This window comes from Microbacterium sp. ARD31, assembly GCF_031844425.1.
The window spans coordinates 1-16,437 of the sequence record NZ_JAUZVE010000091.1; the positions used below are offsets into that span (position 1 = coordinate 1).

Below are 16,437 nucleotides of genomic sequence, written 5' to 3' on the forward strand. Positions count from 1 at the left end.
CAACGGCTGGATCGACGAGTTCAAGACCGGCGACGACTTCGACACCTTCCTGCGCGAGCAGGACGAGCGCGTCGCCAGCACCCTCGAGGAGCTGGACCTGCTGTGAGCACACCACTCGACACCCCCCACACGGCACCGGAGGCGCCGCCCACGCCGGACCGCGACCTGGCCCAGCTCGGCCTCGCCGCGCTGCTCGTCGTGGTCGGCGCCTACACCTTCTACGACGCCACCACCCTGCGGATCGGCTTCGGCGACCCCGTCGGCCCGCGCGTCTTCCCCTACGTCATCGGCGCGGTCACCGTCGCCCTCGGCCTCCTTCTCGTCGTCGCCACCCTGCGCGGCGACGTGCCCGAGGGAGAGGGCGGCGAGGACGTCGACCTGCGTCAGCCGGCCGACTGGCTCACCGTGCTGAAGCTCGTCGGCGTGCTGCTGTTCACCGTGCTGACGATCTCGTTCCTCGGCTGGGCGGTCAGCGGCGCACTGCTCTTCGTCGGCGCCGCGTGGTCGCTGGGCAGCCGCACCTTCGTCCGTGACGGGATCGTCGGCCTCGTGCTGTCGGTCAGCAGCTGGTACTTCTTCCACGAGGGCCTGGGCGTGATCCTCCCGGCCGGCATCCTGGACGGGGTGCTGTGATGGACAGCCTCAGCCTGCTCCTCGACGGCTTCGGGTCGGTGCTGACCCCGGAGAACCTCCTCTACGCCGCCATCGGCGTCCTCCTCGGCACGTTCGTCGGCGTCCTGCCCGGGATCGGCCCGGCCATGGCGGTCGCGCTGCTGCTGCCGGTGACGTACGGCCTGGACCCGGTCCCGGCCTTCATCATGTTCGCAGGCATCTACTACGGCGGCATGTACGGTGGCTCGACCACCGCGATCCTGCTCAACACCCCCGGTGAGTCCGCCTCCGTGATGACCGCCGTCGAGGGCAACCTCATGGCCCGTGCGGGACGGGCCGCCCAGGCCCTCGCCACCGCGGCCATCGGCTCCTTCGTCGCCGGCACCATCGGCACCCTGCTCGTGGTGTTCTTCGCGCCCCCGCTCGCCAGGGTCGCCGTGGAGATCGGTGCCCCGTCGTACTTCGCGCTGATGGTCCTCTCCCTGGCGATGGTGACCAGCGTGCTGGGCAGCTCCCGGCTGCGGGGCTTCATCGCCCTGTTCCTCGGGCTCACGATCGGCCTGGTCGGGCTCGACCTCAACACCGGCCAGCCGCGCCTGAGCTTCGACCAGCCGCTGCTCGCGGACCGCATCGACGTCGTCGTGGTCGCCGTCGGCATCTTCGCCCTCGGCGAGGCCCTGTGGGTCGCCGCGCACCTGCGCCGCAGCCCGCTGCACGTGATCCCGGTCGGTCGGCCGTGGATGGGCCGTGACGACCTCCGGCGGTCGTGGGGACCGTGGCTGCGGGGGACGGCGTACGGCTTCCCGTTCGGCGCGCTGCCGGCAGGGGGCGCGGAGATCCCGACGTTCCTGTCGTACTTCACCGAGAAGCGCCTCGCCGCCCGCAAGGGACGCGACGAGTTCGGCAAGGGCGCCATCGAGGGCGTGGCCGGTCCGGAGGCGGCCAACAACGCCTCCGCGGCAGGCACCTTCGTGCCCCTGCTGGCGCTCGGCCTGCCGGTGACGGCCACCTCGGCCGTGATGCTCGCAGCCCTGCAGGGCTACGGCATCGAGTCCGGCCCGGGCCTGATGTCCGACCAGCCCGAGCTGGTGTGGGCCCTGCTGGCCAGCCTGCTGATCGGCAACGCCCTGCTGCTGGTGATCAACCTGCCCCTGGCGCCGGTGTGGGCCAAGCTGCTGCAGCTCCCACGACCGCAGCTCTACGCCGGCATCCTGTTCTTCGCCGCGCTGGGCGCATACGCGACCAACATGCAGGCCTTCGACCTGTTCCTGCTGCTCGTGCTCGGCCTGCTCGGCCTGCTGATGCGTCGCTTCGGGCTGCCGGTGCTGCCGCTGATCCTGGGCGTCATCCTCGGTCCGCTCATGGAGTCCCAGCTGCGCGAGGCGATGGCGATCTCGGACGGCGACGTCTCGGCGCTCTGGAGCGAGCCGCTCGCCGTCGTGATCTACGTGATCGTCGCGCTCGTCGTCGTCGTGCCGCTCGTCTTCCGCGCGGTCCGACCGGCGCCGGTCGTGCCTGCGGTCGACGCATCTGGCAGGGTCGAGGGCGAAGCGGCCGACAACCAGGGCAACGAGGAGGCACTGCGATGACGACGATCGTGGTCGGGTGGACCCCCGACGAGTACGGCGAGGCCGCGCTGGCGCGTGCGGTCGAGGAGGCAAAGCTCCGGGAGGGCCACATCGTGGTGGTCAACGCCACCCGCGGCGACGCCCTCGTCGACGAGCGCTACGCCGACTCCGACCAGCTGGCCCGGCTCTCCGACGAGCTGGCCGGGTCCGGGATCCAGGTGGACGTACGCCGGTCGATGGGCGCCGACGTCGGTGACCAGGTGCTGGAGGTGGCCGACGAGGTGTCGGCGGACCTCATCGTCATCGGCCTGCGCCGCCGCTCCCCCGTCGGCAAGCTGCTGATGGGCAGCGTCGCGCAGCGGATCCTGCTCGGCGCCGAGTGCGCCGTCACCGCGGTCAAGCCGAAGGCCTGACGGTCGCGGCAGCGGCGCGCTCAGGCCGGACCGCTGCCGCTGGTCCCGGCGCGCGAGACCTCGATCTCGAGCGGCACGCCGTAGCCGTCGTGGGTGCCCAGCCAGGCCAGCAGCCGCTGGCGGGCCTTGGCGTCGGGAACAGCGACGCGCACCAGGGCCCTGTCCGCGAAGGCCCCGTCACACGGATGCTTGATCGACACGGTCGCGCCGTCGACCAGCGTCTGGATCGCCGCGGTCACGGGTTGGTGGGACGCGATCGCGGCAGCCACCCGTTCGGAGGTGGGCAACGACTGACAGGGAGGGTGCGTCATCGACCCACCCAGTCCGGGGATCGGCACGAACCCGCCCAGCACCGCCCCGGCGGCCAGAGCCAGACATCCCAGCACGGACCCGGCCACCACTGACGTCCTCATCCTCGTCCCCCTCATGCCGGGACCGCCTCGAGGGCGGACGCGGTCCCGACGCGGTGGACCGCGTGGCACGCGTCGACGACGGCTGGATCGTGGGTGGCGATGACGAGGGTGCACCCCTGCCGGGCACGCTCGCGGAACAGCTCGATCACGAGGTCCCTGTTGGTGGCATCGAGGGAGGCCGTGGGCTCGTCCACCAGCACCAGACGAGCGTCCTTGTAGACAGCGCGGGCGATCGCCAGTCGCTGTCGTTCACCACCGCTGAGGTGGGAGGCCTGCTCGTCACCGCGGTCGGCCAGCCCGGTGACCTCCAGCGCCGCGCGCAGCCGACCCGGGTCGCCGCTCGCCTGGCGGCTCCACACCCGCGTCCTCATCGTGACGTTGGTGTGGACGGACTCCTCCAGCATCACCCCGTAGTCCTGGAGCACGAACGCCGTCCGGTCCCGCCAGAGCCGCCGTCGCCGGCCGTCCCTCCAACCGGCCGTCGACTCCCCGTCGACGAGCACGTCGCCCGAGCTCGGGGCCTGCAGCAGACCCAGGCAGTGGAGCAGGGTCGTCTTGCCCGACCCGCTCGGCCCGACCAGCGCGGTCATCTCACCGGGCCGGCAGACCACCGACTCGTCGCGCACGACCCATCGATCGTCGAGCTCCACCCCGACGTGACGCGCTTCCAGTGTCATCGATCCGTTCCTCTCCTGTGGTGTGACGTTCAGATGGTCCGCTGGCTGACCTTGCGGAAGGTCCAGCGGACCGCTGCGACGTGCGCCGCGACGGCGGCGGCGATCGTCAGCGCGACGACCACTGCGGTGGGCGGCAGCGTGGTGGGTCCCTGCGACAGCACGACGACACCGCCCAGGACGAGTCCGGCTGCCCACTCACGCCCGATCCGCTGGCGGAGGATCGAACCCCAGCTGCGGCCGTCGAGTCGCAGGGGGAAGTCGCGCCGCGCCTGCAGCAGGGCCGTGATCATGGCGCTGATCGCGAGAGCGAGGACGAAGGCCGCCGCCAGCGCGACGAGCGCTGCGCCACGGAGCCAGGCCTCGTACGCGGTGAACTGCGCGCGCAGGACGCCGTCCTCGGCGGCGTGCTTCACCTGCAGGGTCGTCCCCAGGCCGTGCTCTCGCAGGCGGGCCGTCGTGGCGTCGAGTCCGTCGAACACCAAGTTGTTGCTCGACGAGAGCGAGGCGAGGAAGTCGTCGTTGAACGCGGACGAGGCGTCGTCCACCTCGATCAGCAGGGGACGTTCGGGGAACACGAGGTCACCGCTTCCCGCTCCGGCCAGCGGTACGGCAGCACCTCGGACCGTGAGCAGCTCGGCGGACCGCCAGATCGACGACGCCTCGCCGGTGCGGCGCTGCCACAGCTCCATGTTGGGGTCCAGGCCCGCGCGCACCGCGTCCGGCACGGCACCGTCGACCGGCCGTACGTCGTCCTCCCCGACGCCCATCAGGCGCAACCAGGCCCCGTTGACCAGGACGATGGCGTCGTAGGTGTCGTCCTGGATGCCGAGCTGCCCCGGCTCCATCGCGTAGCTCACTGCGACGTCACCCGCGCGGTCGGCGTCGGCGATCACCCCGCCGACCTGTCGGGTGACCCGGACGAAGCCGTCCTCACCGAGGCCGCTCGGGAAGCGCAGCGCCACCTGGTCGGACAACGCGCGCCAGCGCGCCTCCTGCGCGGCCGAGTCCTTGGCCTCGTGGTAGGCCCACCAGGCGGGTCCGGCAGTCACCACCACCAGCACGAACGTCACCGCCTTCAGCGCGCCGGACGACCCACGCAGTGCACGGACTGCGGGCTGTCGCGTCGCCAGCATGGTCGTGCTCGGCCAGGAGGCGATCGACATGGCGAGCGCGCCCCCGAGCGTGACGGCCACGACGGCGACCTCGAGCTGCACCAGGGTGCTGAGGTACGAGCCGATCCACAGCCGGCCATGGCGCCACCACACGATCGCGACTGCGACGACAGTGACAGGTAGCGCCGGCAGCGCCACCGTCAGGCCGAGACGGCCGAGGTCCTCGAGATGGATCCGGCGGCTGCTCACGCCGCCCAGCACCCGCAGCGCCCGGCCGTGGGCGCGCGCTGACAGCCAGAAGAGCGCCATCGCTGCCATGAGGGCGAGGCCGGCGAGCAGGGTCGTGCGGAAGCTGTCCTGGCGCAGCAGGAAGGACGCCGACTGCGTGGGAGCCTTGTCGACGCGCTGGACCCTCACACCGTCAGAGGTCAGGCTGCCGAGGGCCTGGTCGAGGCTGTCGCGGCGTCCGGTCACCAGGTACTGCCCGGTGGCGAACGAGTGGTCGACGGCGCTCGGCCCGGCCAGCACACCCGTGGGCTGCGAGCCGTACCAGGCGACCTCGGCGGGAAGTCGGGAGGGACGCGAGCCCAACGGCACGAAGACCTGGCCGTCGGCGTCTCCGGCCAGGTCCGGCAGGATGCGCACGAGCCCGAGGTGGTGCTGGTCGCTGAGGTGCGCCAGCCGGTCGAATGCGTCCCGGTCCGCGATGCCGCTCGGCGCGAAGTCGAGGTTCAGGATGCTGGTGGCACCCAGCGTGACCGGATAGCTCCTGTCGTTCAGGTCCGTGACCACACTGCTGACGACGGCGAGCAGGGCGAAGAGTGCTGACGCCACAGCCGCGATGATCCGTTGGTGCATGTCCCCTCCGATCCGATTCGCCATCGACGCTACGGATCGCGCACCGGCCGGACCTCGTCCTCAGGTACCAGAGATCGGCACCTGGGTCTGAGGTGTCCCGATCGCCACCGCTGGTTCGATCCTCGCTCGGACGACTCGGGCGACTCGGGGGAGGAAGGGCCGATGGGGGACGGCACTGCGGTGACGTTGATGGCTGGAGCGGACCGTCGGATCGACGCCGCGGCGGGGAGCGTGGTCGTGCTGGGGTCGTGCGGCTGTGCCGAGTGCGGGGTCGACTTCGTGCTGTCGGCCCTGCCGGGCGCCTGGTTCCGCGGCGTCGTGCGGGTCGACCACGACCACTGGGAGCTGGACAACCTGAGCGTGGACGCAGGGGCCTTCGTGGTCGATCTCGAACATCCCGGCTCGCGGGTGGTCGCCCCACCGGGCAGGCGCAGGCTGGTCTCGCCGTTCGAGTTCGCAGGGCTGTCCTTCGGAGTCGGGTCCTGCGAGGCGAGCGAGCTCGTGACGGTCATCGGACCGGAGCCTCCGAGAGCCGTCGACCCGAGTGCCTGCGCAACCAGCACGGCACCCTTGAGGGTCGCCGGCTTCCAGCCGGGGACGGCACACCACGCCGTCCTCGAGGAGCTGTGCCGCGGCATGGCGGGTGACGGGGTCGCTCCCTCTGCAGCTGCGGTCTCGGCCCGGCTGCGCAGCCGCGGATGGACCTTGACCCCGAAGGCGGTCGAGCGGCACGTGGACTACCTGTACCAGCGGTGCTTCCCCGGTGAGGCCGGCCGTGCCCGTGGGTGGAAGCGCGCTGCGCTCGTCTCGCTGATGACCCGCACCACGAGGACGTGATTCGCGCGAACGGCGGTGGTTCACGTCAACGGGGAGTACCAGCCGACTCACCCCATATCCCCCGCAGGTGCGCCCGTGATGACGTGTGCGCGGCATCAACGACGAGCACCTCGCTCACTACGGGAGGAATCCATGAACAAGCTCAAGTCGGTCATCGCAGGCACGGCGATGGTCCTCACTGCGATGGGAGCGGCCAGCCCGGCGATGGCATGGCTGCACCCGGGATCCAGCACCCAGTCCCCCTCCACCGGTGGGACCTGGGAGTACGGGTTCTGGAACGCGAAGGCGCGTTCCTACTACACGGTGAGCAAGTCGCACGGCTCCACGGTCGTCGTGAACGGCGACACCGTGCGCAGCGCGTGCACGAGTTCCGGCTTCAAGTCGATCGCCGAGAAGTACGCCGTGAACTACCCCGGTGCCACCGACGAGTACTACTACCGCACCTGCTGACACGACAGCGCGCGATCCCCCGGTCACCGCGTGGCCGGGGGTCGTTCGTGTTGGTAGCGGTCCCGTGCATACTCGCCGGGTGGCGCGCGTGAGTCGATGGACCTGGGCTGGTCTGGCCGTGTTGGCGGCAGCAGTCGTGGTGACCGAGACGGTCGTGGGCACCTCGGCGCGCGCCGAGGCCACGGGAGTGCGGCTCAGCGCGGGGATCGCGTTCGCGGCCGCGATCGTGATCTCCCGCCTCCGGCCGGCAGCCGGCCTGGTCCTGATGCTCCTCCTCGAGGCGCTGGTCGTCGTCACCGGCATCCGCGTCAGCACCGACGCCCTGACGATGGGGGTCGTCATGTACTTCTGCGCCCGCCACGGAGGGCGGGCGACGTTGTGGGCGAGCGGACTGCTGATGCCCCTCGCCTACGTCATCACGGGGGCGTTCCTGGTCAACCCGGGCACCGAGGCGGTGCGGCGCCTCGACCGCGCCGGCCTGACCACGGACCCGACCGCCCTCGTGCTGCTCGTGCTGACCATCGCCTCCCCCCTCGCGCTCCCCTGGCTCCTGGGCGTGACACTGAGGTGGCGCGCTCGCGCCGAGCGCACACGCCTGGCGCTCCTGCGCACCGAGGTGGAGTCGCACACGCTGGAACGGCAGGCCCAGTTCGCGCACGACGTGCACGACGTGGTGGGCCACTCCCTCGCCGTCATCCTGGCCCAGGCCGGCTCCGTCCGCTATCTCGACCCACCTCCTGAGCCGCGGGTCCAGGAGGTCCTCGACACGATCGCCGACAACGCGCGTCAGTCGCTGACGGAGGTTCGACAGGTCCTCGCGGGTGAGACCCGGGGTCGGCAGGCGTCCGACCTCGACGACCTGATCTCCGCGATCCCTCCCGGCAGCGCCACCATCCGTGACCGCGTCGTCGGGCAACCGAGGCTCCTCGCACCGGACACGGCGACCGTCGCCAGCCGGGTGCTCCGGGAGATGCTGACCAACGCCATGAAGCACGGCGACGGAGGAGAGGTCGAGGTGGTCCGGGACTGGCGTGACGGGCTCAGGTTGGTCGTCACCAACCAGGTCGGGGACCAGGTGGAGCCGTCGCCGGACGGCATCGGCCTGGCCAGCATGCGGCAGCGTGTGGCAGCGGCGCACGGCTGCCTCGAGGTACGACGCGACGCGGGTCGCTTCACGGCTGAGGCGTGGCTCCCGCTGCAGCGGGAGAGGCACGCATGAGCGATCCCGTACGCGTGCTGCTGGTCGACGACCAGCACCTGTTCCGCGCCGGCGTGCGCGTCGTCCTCGACAACTGTCCCGACCTCGAGGTCGTCGGCGAGGCGGACGACGGCTTCGCCGCCGTCGAGGCGGTCGACCGTCTGCACCCCGACGTGGTGCTGATGGATGTGCGGATGCCGGAGATGGACGGCGCCGAGGCGACCCGGCAGATCTTCAGCGAGGCGCGTGCGAGCCGGCGTGCACGACCCGTGCGCGTGGTGGTGCTCACCACGTTCGCCCTCGACGACCGGGCGGCGTCAGCGATCCGCTGGGGCGCCAGCGGCTTCCTGCTCAAGACGGCGACGCCACCACAGCTGCAGGATGCGGTCCGCACCGTCCACGCGGGCAACGCGGTCCTGGGCCCCGACGACCTCCTCGGCCTGCTCAACACCCAGTTCCGGGCGCGCCCCGCCGAGCCGGAGGTCCTGCAGCGGCTCACCGAACGTGAGCGCGACGTCTTCGACGGCATCGCGCGTGGACTGTCGAACTCGGAGATCGCGCGCGAGCTCATCGCGAGCGAGTCCACGATCAAGACGCACGTCGGCTCGGTCCTGCGCAAGCTCGGTCTGCGCGACCGGGTCCAGGTCGTCGTGTTCTCGTACGAGCACGGGCTGCGGCGCTGACAGCCCTCTCGGCCATCGCGCGGAGATGACTCGAGGCCCGGTCTTGCGACCGGGCCTCGTCTGCTGTGTACCCCCGACCGGATTCGAACCGGCGCTACCGCCTTGAAACGGCGGCGGCTGGGACGACATGCTGCCCAGCGTCAGCGCGCGGGCTGGTTGTGGCAAACCCGGTCGAAGTAACGCATCATGCCGATCTCCATTGACGCGTCGTGGTCTCCGCCGGTGGCCCTGTGAGTGCCTCCGCGGGCGTCCTGCCACGTGAGGGTGAACGGCTGAGCGCTTGGTGTCCATTCGGAGGCAAGCCCGCAATCGCGCGCAGTGATCTCCAGGCGGATTCGCTCGAAGGAATGGTTCACGGAGAGTCTGACCGGTAGCTCGGAAACTCGGATTGCCAAGCTTGCGCTGGATCGATGGATCCTCGTGATCGTCGCGGTGCCCGGACCCCGGCTGTGGAGCAGTATGCCGTCGATCAGGAGGGGATCGTTCTCGCCAGTCCCGTTCCGACGGATCGGTTGCGGGGACGCCACCACCTCGCTCAGGACGAGCCGCACTTCGGCACCGGCCACAGCAGGCGGGGAAGGCACTCCCGCGTCCCTCGGGAACCAACCCTGCGACCACCAGACCGCACCACCACCGCCGATGGCACCCAGCACAAGGGCAAGGACGACGATGCCGCCGCGTCGCCATGTCGGCGGGAGCCGGTCGAGCAGCGGCGCTCGAGTGGGACCACTCTGCAGCATCTCTCGCTCCGGCTCGGGGAGCTGATCGGAGAGATCCACTCGAGAAACGGTACGCGCCACGCTTCCTTCGGCGCGGTCCCGCGTGTGCCCATGTCGACGTGGTCTCGAACAGCTCCTCACGACCGGGCCGGGCAGCCGATCACCGCTAGGCCCGCGCCGCTCCCTTGCTCGGCTGGGACCCCCAACCGCGTCCTCGACCGCCGGTGGAGGTCGCCAGCTCGCGGTCGATCCAGCGCCCGATCACCTCGACCACATAGGCCAGCTCATCGCGGTCGAGCCGATGTCCCTTGGCGATGCCGTGCCACGTCTCCAGGCAGCTGCGGCAGCACGTCGCGGTGGCGTGCTGGGCCACGAAGACCGGGTCGTTGCGGTACGGCGTCTGCCGGCCGTCGTTGCGCGGCTCGGCCGGCGCCAGCCGCTCCGAGATGATCTCCGCGGCGTGGGCCCGCATCGTCCGCGGGCCACGCAGCTCAGCCGTGGCCCGCTCCCGCCCCCGCAGGTGGAACCGCCGCCCGAACGGTCGCGCTGTCGCGCGGTCGATCCGCTGGTCGATCTCGGCAGGGTCGGACACTCCCCCAGCGTAGGCACGGCATGGTGGCCCGCCCGGGGCAAGGGCCGTACGCCGCGCTTCCGGCTACGCAGGCAGGTCGAGCTGGACGACGCGCGGCGCGTCGACCACGACGACGACTGTCGATCCACCTTCAGGGCGGGCCGCCTCGACGGGAGCCGGGACCCGTCGCGCCTCCCTCGCGTCAACGGGTCGGCAATGGGTACTGCTGTGTGATGGAGACCGTGCGCGTAGGACTCGTCGCCGACCCGGCCAAGCCGACGGATGTGGCCCGGCGCAACCAGGACCTCGTGTCGGAGAACGGTCGTCCGGACTGGGACATCGAGGTGGTCAGCGAGCCGTTCACCGCGGCCTCCGAGGAGCCGGAGGCGGCACTGGGCCGCCTCGACGAGCTGGCCCACGAGCACAGCTGGGACGTCGTCGTCGGGCTGACGGAGCTTCCGCTCCACGACGATGACGAGCGCTACCTGCTGGTTGACGCCGACCCCCGGCGCCGCACCGCTGTCCTGTCCCTTCCCGCGTTCGGTGGTCTCGACATGCACCGGCGCAGCCGGAGTGCCCTGCGCACCCTGATCTCCGAGATGACGGACCGCCCCGCCGGGACCGACCACCGGGTGTCGCTGTCGAGGCGCTGGGGTCGCCTGCGCGTCCTGCTCGGCATGGTGCTGGCGAACCGACCTTGGCTGCTTGTGCCTGGTCTGAAGTCGGCCATGGTCGCCGCGCTCACCACGGGGGCCATCGCCACCATCAACTCGACCGTGTGGTTGCTGGCCGGGTCGCTGTCGACCTGGCGCCTGGTGATCGCGATGGTCGTGTCCATCGCGCTGGTCGTCGGTTGGCTCACCATCGACGGCGAGCTGTGGGACCGCCCTGAGGACGACTCGCAGCAGGCCCGGTCGAGGTCCCGCCTCTACAACGCCTCGACCCTGCTGACCCTGACCGTCGGTGGCGTCATCTGCTACGCCGCGCTCTACCTCATGAACCTGGCGTGGGCGTTGTTCGTCCTCGATCCGGCAGTGATGGGCGGCTACCTCCAGATGTCGTTCGACTACCCCGACTTGTTCGTGCTGAGCTGGTTCGTCGCATCCGCCGCAACGGTCGGTGGGGCGCTCGGCAGTGGGCTCGAGTCGGACGAGGCCATCCGCGCCGCCGCGTACTCCAAGCGCGAGGAGGAGCGGCGCACGCGGCTCGCACGGCGCGGTAGGCGTCGAGGTCACTGACCCAGGTTGGTCACCAGGTTGGTCGCCAGGTTGATGGCCACCGCCAGGACGCCGGTGCCGAACGCGTAGGACAGGAGCGCGTGCCCGAGTGCGACCCGCCTGATGTGCGTCGCGGTGGGTTCGGACTCGGAGACGGCGTACGACATGCCGACGGTGAAGGCCATGTAGGCGAAGTCGCTGTAGGTGGGTGGGTGGTCCTGCTTGAAGTCGATGCCGCCCAAGGCGTCGGGCTCGGGTGCGTCCTCAGCCACGCCCGCCGCGTGCCCGGTCGCGCTCCCGCTGATCCGACTTCTCACCTGAACCGCGCCCGCAGCCAGCTGTTCGTCCCGCGCCTCAGCCCCTTGGCCTTGGGCAGATCGGCCACGGGGGCAACGGTGAGCGCGACTCCTTCGGGAAGGGACCACTTCAGCGCGTGGTAGACCGCCGACAGCGTCTCCTCGGAGTCCACGAATGCCAGTTCGTCCGCGGCGACCACGACCTCGCGCCACGGCCCGGCCAGGTCCGTAGGAAGATCGAGCTGGTGCAGGTCGGCCGACGTCCAAGCAACGTACACGGTCATCTCGCAGTGGTTCCCGCGCCCGCGAACCGCATGCGCAGAACCCGTGCGAGGGGGCCTGCGGGCTCAGGCACCATGGATGTCCACACGACGTGCTTGGGCGTGGACACCTGGTCCTCGGTCGTCCCGAGCACCTCGCGGCCCGAAATGAAGAAACGGCCCCTCCCAGCGTTTCCGCTGGTCAGGGCCATCTCTCGATGCCGTACCCCCGACCGGATTCGAACCGGCGCTACCGCCTTGAGAGGGCGGCGTGCTAGGCCGCTACACAACGGGGGCTTGCAGGTGCTGCTCTTGCGAGCAACGGAGCGAAACTCTAGCGGTGCCGGAGTTCTCGCTCCAAATCCTCGGCCGAGGGCCTCGGATCCGCTGGGGTACTAGGACTCGAACCTAGAACAACTGAACCAGAATCAGCCGTGTTGCCAATTACACCATACCCCATGGGGGTATCGGATCTGCTCCGAACACCCACGCGGTCCCGTCAGGCGAACCTTCCGGAACCGACCCCGAACGTTACACGCGAGGCGGTGGCACGGCCAATTCGGGGTGGCCGCCCGCGGGCGGCAGGACTCCCCCGACCGGCGGTCCGATGCTGACCAGCCCCATGGACCGTGCCACCCACGACGCGAGGCCGAGGTAGACCAGCGACTGGGTCAGCGTGCTGAGGATCATCCACCAGCTGCTGCCGCCCGTCGCGTTGAGCGCGGAGGTCAGGTCGCCGAACGCGAGCGCCAGCCCGAAGGCGAGGAAGTTGTTGAGCACGTGCATCGCGATGCCGGCCTCGAGGCCGCCGGTGCGGATCACCAGGATGCCCGCCACGACGCCGAAGGCGAACCGGTCGAAGAAGACCGGTGCGTCCTGGGAGAGGCCGTGGAAGAGCGCGAAGATCAGCGCCGGCCCCAGCACGGCGAGCGCCTGGGAGACCCGGCGCGACCACACCAGCGAGCCGAAGGCCTGGGTGAGGTAGCCGCGGAAGAGGTACTCCTCCCCCGCCGCCTGCAGCGGCGTCAGCAGCAGGATCACCAGGAGGAAGTCACGGGTCCGGGTGGTGAACTCGTTGACCCCGCCGACCGGTGCCTCGCCCGGCGCCAGCGGGAGCAGCAGGCCGACGCCGAGCGAGGCAAGCAGCGCCACCACCGAGACGCCGAGGCAGGCGAAGAGGTAGCGCCAGCGGATCCGGGGCGCGACCGACGAGACCCAGCGCGGCTTGAGGCGGTGCAGCCACCAGGTGACCGCCCACGTCAGGGGGATCGCCGAGGCGATCACCACGTTGAGCAGCGCCAGGCCCGTCGGCGTCGCCTCGGCCGTCACGTCGAGCGTCGCAGTGGCCTCTGCCGTCGTACGTCCGGCGGCGAGCAGCAGCACGAACGCCACCAGGCCCGCGACGAGCGGGACCAGCGCGAAGACCAGCAGCAGGAGCAGGAGCGCACCGACGAGCGAGCGCCAGATGCCGGGGCGCCCGACACGGTGCAGCTCGTGGTACTGCGGACGGAAGTCGGGGGTGAGCGGTGGTGCCACGGTCGATCCGACCGGCTCAGTCGGACATGGCGTCGTGGAGGCGGGTCAGCGAACGCTCGCGGCCGAGCAGCTCCATCGACTCGAAGAGCGGGGGGCTGACCTTGCGGCCGCTGATCGCGATGCGGACCGGGCCGAAGGCGACGCGCGGCTTGAGCCCGAGGCCCTCGATCAGTGACGCGCGCAGCGCCTCGTCGATGGCAGCGGTGCTCCAGGTGTCGAGGCCCGCCAGCGCGTCGTGGGCCGCCTTGACGACGTCCTTCGCCGCGTCGTCGAGCTCCTCCTCACGGGCGAAGTCGGCCTCGTCGACGAAGAGGAAGCCGAGCATGGGGGCGGCCTCGGTGAGCTTGTTGATGCGCTCGCCGACGAGCGGCATCGCCAGCTCGAGCAGCTGGGCGTCGGCGTCGCTGACCGGGTCGCCGACCACACCGGCGGCCTTGAGGAACGGCAGCGCCCGGTGCGTGATCTCGTCGAGCGGCAGCAGGCGCAGCTGGGAGGTGTTGATGGCCTCGGCCTTCTTGAGGTCGAAGCGCGCCGGGTTGGGGTTGACGTCCTTGATGTCGAACGCCTCGATCATCTCGGCCATGGAGAACACGTCGCGGTCGGGCGCGATCGACCAGCCCAGGAGGGCGAGGTAGTTGAGGAGTCCCTCGGGCACGAATCCCTGCTCGCGGTAGGCCAGCGCGTGCGCCTCGGGGTCGCGCTTGGAGAGCTTCTTGTTGCCCTGGCCCATCACGTAGGGCAGGTGGCCGTAGGCGGGCACTGCCGTGGCGATGCCGAGGTCGACGAGCGCGTCGAAGAGGGCGAGCTGGCGCGGCGTGCTGGAGAGCAGGTCCTCGCCCCGCAGGACGTGGGTCACCTCCATCAGCGCGTCGTCGACCGGGTTGACCAGCGTGTAGAGCGGGTCGCCGTTGGCGCGGGAGAGGGCGAAGTCGGGGACGTTCACCGTGTCGAAGGTGATGTCGCCGCGCACCAGGTCGTCCCAGGTGATCGAGCCGTCGGGCATCCGAAAGCGCACCACGGGCTTGCGGTCCTCGGCCTCGAAGGCCGCCCGCTGCTCCTCGGAGAGCTCGCGGCAGAAGCCGTCGTACCCCTGCATCTTCGAGCCCGACGCCTTGCGACGCGCGTCGACCTCCTCGGTCGTGCAGTAGCAGTCATAGGTGTACGACGACTCGTGCAGGCGGTCGAGCACGTCGCGGTAGATGTCACCGCGCTCGCTCTGGAGGTAGGGGCCGTGCGGTCCACCGACCTCGATGCCCTCGTCCCAGTCGAGGCCCAGCCAGCGCCACAGCTCCAGGATCGCGTCGTAGGACTCCCGGGTGCTGCGCTCCTTGTCGGTGTCCTCCATCCGGAAGACGATCTGGCCGCCGTGGTGGCGCGCGAACGCCCAGTTGAACAGGGCCGTGCGGACCAGGCCCACGTGCGGGGAGCCGGTCGGCGAGGGGCAGAAGCGGACGCGGACTGGGGTGCTCATCTGGGATCAGGCTCTCTGGGTCAGCTGCGGGTGGCTACGGGGTTGGTGAGGGCGCCGATGCCGGCGATCGAGATCTCGACCTCGTCACCGACCTCCATCGGACCGACGCCCTCGGGGGTGCCGGTGAGGATGACGTCGCCCGGCAGCAGCGTCATCACGGAGGAGACGTGCGCGACCAGCGTCGGCACGTCGAAGATCATGTCGGCGGTCGAGCCGTCCTGGACGAGGTCGCCGTTGAGGTGGGTCTGGACCTGCCGCCCCTCGATGAACGCCTGCGGGTCGAGGTCGGTCTCGATCCACGGCCCCAGCGGGCAGAAGGAGTCGAAGCCCTTGGCGCGGGTGAACTGCACGTCGGAGCGCTGCAGGTCGCGGGCGGTGACGTCGTTGCCGATCGTGTAGCCGAAGATCACGTCGGTGGCCTGCTCGGCGGGGACGTCGCGGCAGATGCGCCCGATCACGACCGCGAGCTCGCCCTCGTAGTGCAGGTTGCTGGTCTGCGGCGGGTAGAAGATCGGGTCGCCCGGACCGACGACGGTCGTGTTGGGCTTGAGGAACATCAGCGGCTCGGCCGGGACCTCCCCGCCCATCTCGGCAGCGTGGGCGGCGTAGTTCTTGCCGATGCCGACGACCTTGCTGCGCGGGATGATCGGCGCGAGGAGACGTACGTCGCCGAGCCGGTGCTCCTCCTCGAGGAGCTTGATCCCGACGTAGAGGGGGTCGCCGGCGAGCGCCACCACGACCGAGTCCTCGGCGGGCTGGCCGAACTCGTCGACCTCGCCCGTGACCACGCCGAAGCGCGGCTCCTCACCCGTGCTGAACCTGCAGATGCGCATGCACCGACCCTATCGAGCGGCCGCACGCCGCAGCGCATCGAGACTGGCGTCCACGTCGGCGGCCGTCGTGGACCAGTTGCTCACGCTGACGCGCAGCACGGCCCGGCCGCGCCACCGCGAGCCCGTCGTCCACGCCGTGCCGTCGTCGAGCATCGCGTCGACGACACCACGGGTCGCCTCGTCGTCGCCGAAGGACGCGCACACCTGCGTGAAGACGACGTCGTTGAGCACCTCGGCGCCCTCGATCGCGGCGATGCCGTCGGCGAAGGCGCGGGCGTGCCGGCAGTAGCCGTCGACCAGGGCTGCCACCCCGTCGCGGCCCAGCGACCTCAGCACCGCCCAGACCGGGAGGGCCCTGCCGCGGCGGCTGATCTCGGGGACCTTGTCCATCGGCTCCCCCGCCGCGTCGAAGATCAGGTAGTCGCCGTGCATGCCCATCGCCGCGCGGAGGGCGGCGCGGTCGCGGACGATCGCGAGGCCGCAGTCGTAGGGGACGTTGAGGGTCTTGTGCGCGTCCGTCGCCCACGAGTCCGCGGCCTCCACGCCCTCGACCAGGTGGCGCCGCGCGGGCGAGGCCGCGGCGAAGAGCCCGAACGCCCCGTCGACGTGCACCCAGGCGCCGGCGTCGTGCGCGGCCGCGATGGTCTCGACGAACGGGTCGAACGCCCCGGAGTGCACGTTGCCGGCCTGGAGGCACACGATCGTCGGTCGCC

General features: G+C 70.8%; 19 protein-coding genes and 3 tRNA genes. 8 read left to right on the forward strand and 14 right to left on the reverse strand.

The annotated features are described in order from the left end of the window. Window positions 1-102: 102 nt before the first annotated feature. Genes Q9S36_RS49955 through Q9S36_RS49965 form a run of 3 tightly spaced genes read left to right on the forward strand, consistent with a single transcriptional unit; the run spans window position 103 to window position 2,593 of the window. On the forward strand, window positions 103-633 hold the full coding sequence (locus Q9S36_RS49955) for a tripartite tricarboxylate transporter TctB family protein (protein ID WP_311292171.1): 531 nt from the start codon (window positions 103-105) through the stop codon (window positions 631-633). Next, window positions 633-2,201 (forward strand): tripartite tricarboxylate transporter permease, encoded by a 1,569-nt coding sequence (locus Q9S36_RS49960; protein WP_311292172.1) that lies wholly within the window; start codon window positions 633-635, stop codon window positions 2,199-2,201. The genes Q9S36_RS49955 and Q9S36_RS49960 overlap by 1 nt, the downstream gene beginning before the upstream one ends. Then, window positions 2,198-2,593, forward strand: coding sequence for a universal stress protein (locus Q9S36_RS49965; RefSeq protein ID WP_311292173.1), 396 nt, complete (start codon window positions 2,198-2,200; stop codon window positions 2,591-2,593). Before Q9S36_RS49960 ends, Q9S36_RS49965 begins: the two co-directional genes overlap by 4 nt. Before the next feature lie 20 nt (window positions 2,594-2,613). Here Q9S36_RS49965 and Q9S36_RS49970 read toward each other — a convergent pair whose 3' ends face one another. Genes Q9S36_RS49970 through Q9S36_RS49980 form a run of 3 tightly spaced genes read right to left on the reverse strand, consistent with a single transcriptional unit; the run spans window position 2,614 to window position 5,629 of the window. Beyond that, window positions 2,614-3,006 carry a hypothetical protein gene (locus tag Q9S36_RS49970; protein WP_311292174.1) on the reverse strand — a complete coding sequence of 131 codons (393 nt, stop codon included), beginning with the start codon at window positions 3,004-3,006 and terminating at the stop codon, window positions 2,614-2,616. Between the two features lie 11 nt (window positions 3,007-3,017). Next, the gene (locus Q9S36_RS49975; protein ID WP_311292175.1) at window positions 3,018-3,683 is read right to left on the reverse strand and encodes an ABC transporter ATP-binding protein; all 666 of its coding nucleotides are present in this window, start codon (window positions 3,681-3,683) and stop codon (window positions 3,018-3,020) included. Window positions 3,684-3,712: 29 nt separating this feature from the next. Further along, window positions 3,713-5,629, reverse strand: coding sequence for a hypothetical protein (locus Q9S36_RS49980; protein ID WP_311292176.1), 1,917 nt, complete (start codon window positions 5,627-5,629; stop codon window positions 3,713-3,715). A 186-nt stretch (window positions 5,630-5,815) separates the two neighbouring features. Here Q9S36_RS49980 and Q9S36_RS49985 point away from each other — a divergent pair, with 186 nt between their 5' ends. The 4 genes from Q9S36_RS49985 (at window position 5,816) to Q9S36_RS50000 (ending at window position 8,821) form a co-directional block, all read left to right on the forward strand. Beyond that, window positions 5,816-6,490, forward strand: coding sequence for a hypothetical protein (locus Q9S36_RS49985; RefSeq protein ID WP_311292177.1), 675 nt, complete (start codon window positions 5,816-5,818; stop codon window positions 6,488-6,490). A gap of 132 nt (window positions 6,491-6,622) precedes the next feature. After that, the gene (locus Q9S36_RS49990; RefSeq protein ID WP_311292178.1) at window positions 6,623-6,940 is read left to right on the forward strand and encodes a lactococcin 972 family bacteriocin; all 318 of its coding nucleotides are present in this window, start codon (window positions 6,623-6,625) and stop codon (window positions 6,938-6,940) included. Window positions 6,941-7,079: 139 nt separating this feature from the next. After that, window positions 7,080-8,159, forward strand: a complete 1,080-nt coding sequence (locus Q9S36_RS49995) for a histidine kinase (RefSeq protein ID WP_311292179.1) — start codon at window positions 7,080-7,082, stop codon at window positions 8,157-8,159. Next, entirely contained in the window at window positions 8,156-8,821 is a 666-nt protein-coding gene (locus tag Q9S36_RS50000) for a response regulator transcription factor (protein ID WP_311292180.1), read from the forward strand. Before Q9S36_RS49995 ends, Q9S36_RS50000 begins: the two co-directional genes overlap by 4 nt. Before the next feature lie 68 nt (window positions 8,822-8,889). Here the strand turns inward: Q9S36_RS50000 and Q9S36_RS50005 are convergent. The 3 genes from Q9S36_RS50005 to Q9S36_RS50015 form a co-directional block, all read right to left on the reverse strand. Beyond that, a tRNA-Glu gene (locus Q9S36_RS50005) sits at window positions 8,890-8,993 on the reverse strand. Next, the gene (locus Q9S36_RS50010; protein ID WP_311292181.1) at window positions 8,962-9,600 is read right to left on the reverse strand and encodes a hypothetical protein; all 639 of its coding nucleotides are present in this window, start codon (window positions 9,598-9,600) and stop codon (window positions 8,962-8,964) included. Before Q9S36_RS50010 ends, Q9S36_RS50005 begins: the two co-directional genes overlap by 32 nt. A gap of 106 nt (window positions 9,601-9,706) precedes the next feature. Then, window positions 9,707-10,132, reverse strand: coding sequence for a DUF4186 domain-containing protein (locus Q9S36_RS50015; protein WP_311292182.1), 426 nt, complete (start codon window positions 10,130-10,132; stop codon window positions 9,707-9,709). Window positions 10,133-10,344: 212 nt separating this feature from the next. Here Q9S36_RS50015 and Q9S36_RS50020 point away from each other — a divergent pair, with 212 nt between their 5' ends. Continuing rightward, window positions 10,345-11,349, forward strand: coding sequence for a hypothetical protein (locus tag Q9S36_RS50020; RefSeq protein ID WP_311292183.1), 1,005 nt, complete (start codon window positions 10,345-10,347; stop codon window positions 11,347-11,349). Here Q9S36_RS50020 and Q9S36_RS50025 read toward each other — a convergent pair. The 8 genes from Q9S36_RS50025 to Q9S36_RS50060 form a co-directional block, all read right to left on the reverse strand. Continuing rightward, on the reverse strand, window positions 11,343-11,600 hold the full coding sequence (locus Q9S36_RS50025) for a DUF1345 domain-containing protein (protein ID WP_311292184.1): 258 nt from the start codon (window positions 11,598-11,600) through the stop codon (window positions 11,343-11,345). The genes Q9S36_RS50020 and Q9S36_RS50025 overlap by 7 nt on opposite strands. A 41-nt stretch (window positions 11,601-11,641) precedes the next feature. Continuing rightward, window positions 11,642-11,908 carry a hypothetical protein gene (locus Q9S36_RS50030; RefSeq protein ID WP_311292185.1) on the reverse strand — a complete coding sequence of 89 codons (267 nt, stop codon included), beginning with the start codon at window positions 11,906-11,908 and terminating at the stop codon, window positions 11,642-11,644. A 200-nt stretch (window positions 11,909-12,108) separates the two neighbouring features. Further along, window positions 12,109-12,181 (reverse strand) — tRNA-Glu (locus Q9S36_RS50035). 90 nt (window positions 12,182-12,271) lie between these two features. Then, window positions 12,272-12,343 (reverse strand) — tRNA-Gln (locus Q9S36_RS50040). A gap of 72 nt (window positions 12,344-12,415) precedes the next feature. After that, a complete protein-coding gene (locus tag Q9S36_RS50045; protein ID WP_311292186.1) occupies window positions 12,416-13,420 on the reverse strand; it encodes a type II CAAX endopeptidase family protein in 1,005 nt (334 codons plus the stop codon). A 16-nt stretch (window positions 13,421-13,436) separates the two neighbouring features. Next, complete coding sequence (gltX, locus tag Q9S36_RS50050) at window positions 13,437-14,891, reverse strand: glutamate--tRNA ligase (protein ID WP_311292187.1); 1,455 nt, start codon at window positions 14,889-14,891, stop codon at window positions 13,437-13,439. Between the two features lie 20 nt (window positions 14,892-14,911). Next, window positions 14,912-15,724, reverse strand: coding sequence for a fumarylacetoacetate hydrolase family protein (locus Q9S36_RS50055; protein ID WP_311292188.1), 813 nt, complete (start codon window positions 15,722-15,724; stop codon window positions 14,912-14,914). 9 nt (window positions 15,725-15,733) lie between these two features. Further along, window positions 15,734-16,437 (reverse strand): pyridoxal-dependent decarboxylase (locus tag Q9S36_RS50060; protein ID WP_311292189.1); only part of this gene is annotated, 704 nt, incomplete at its 5' end.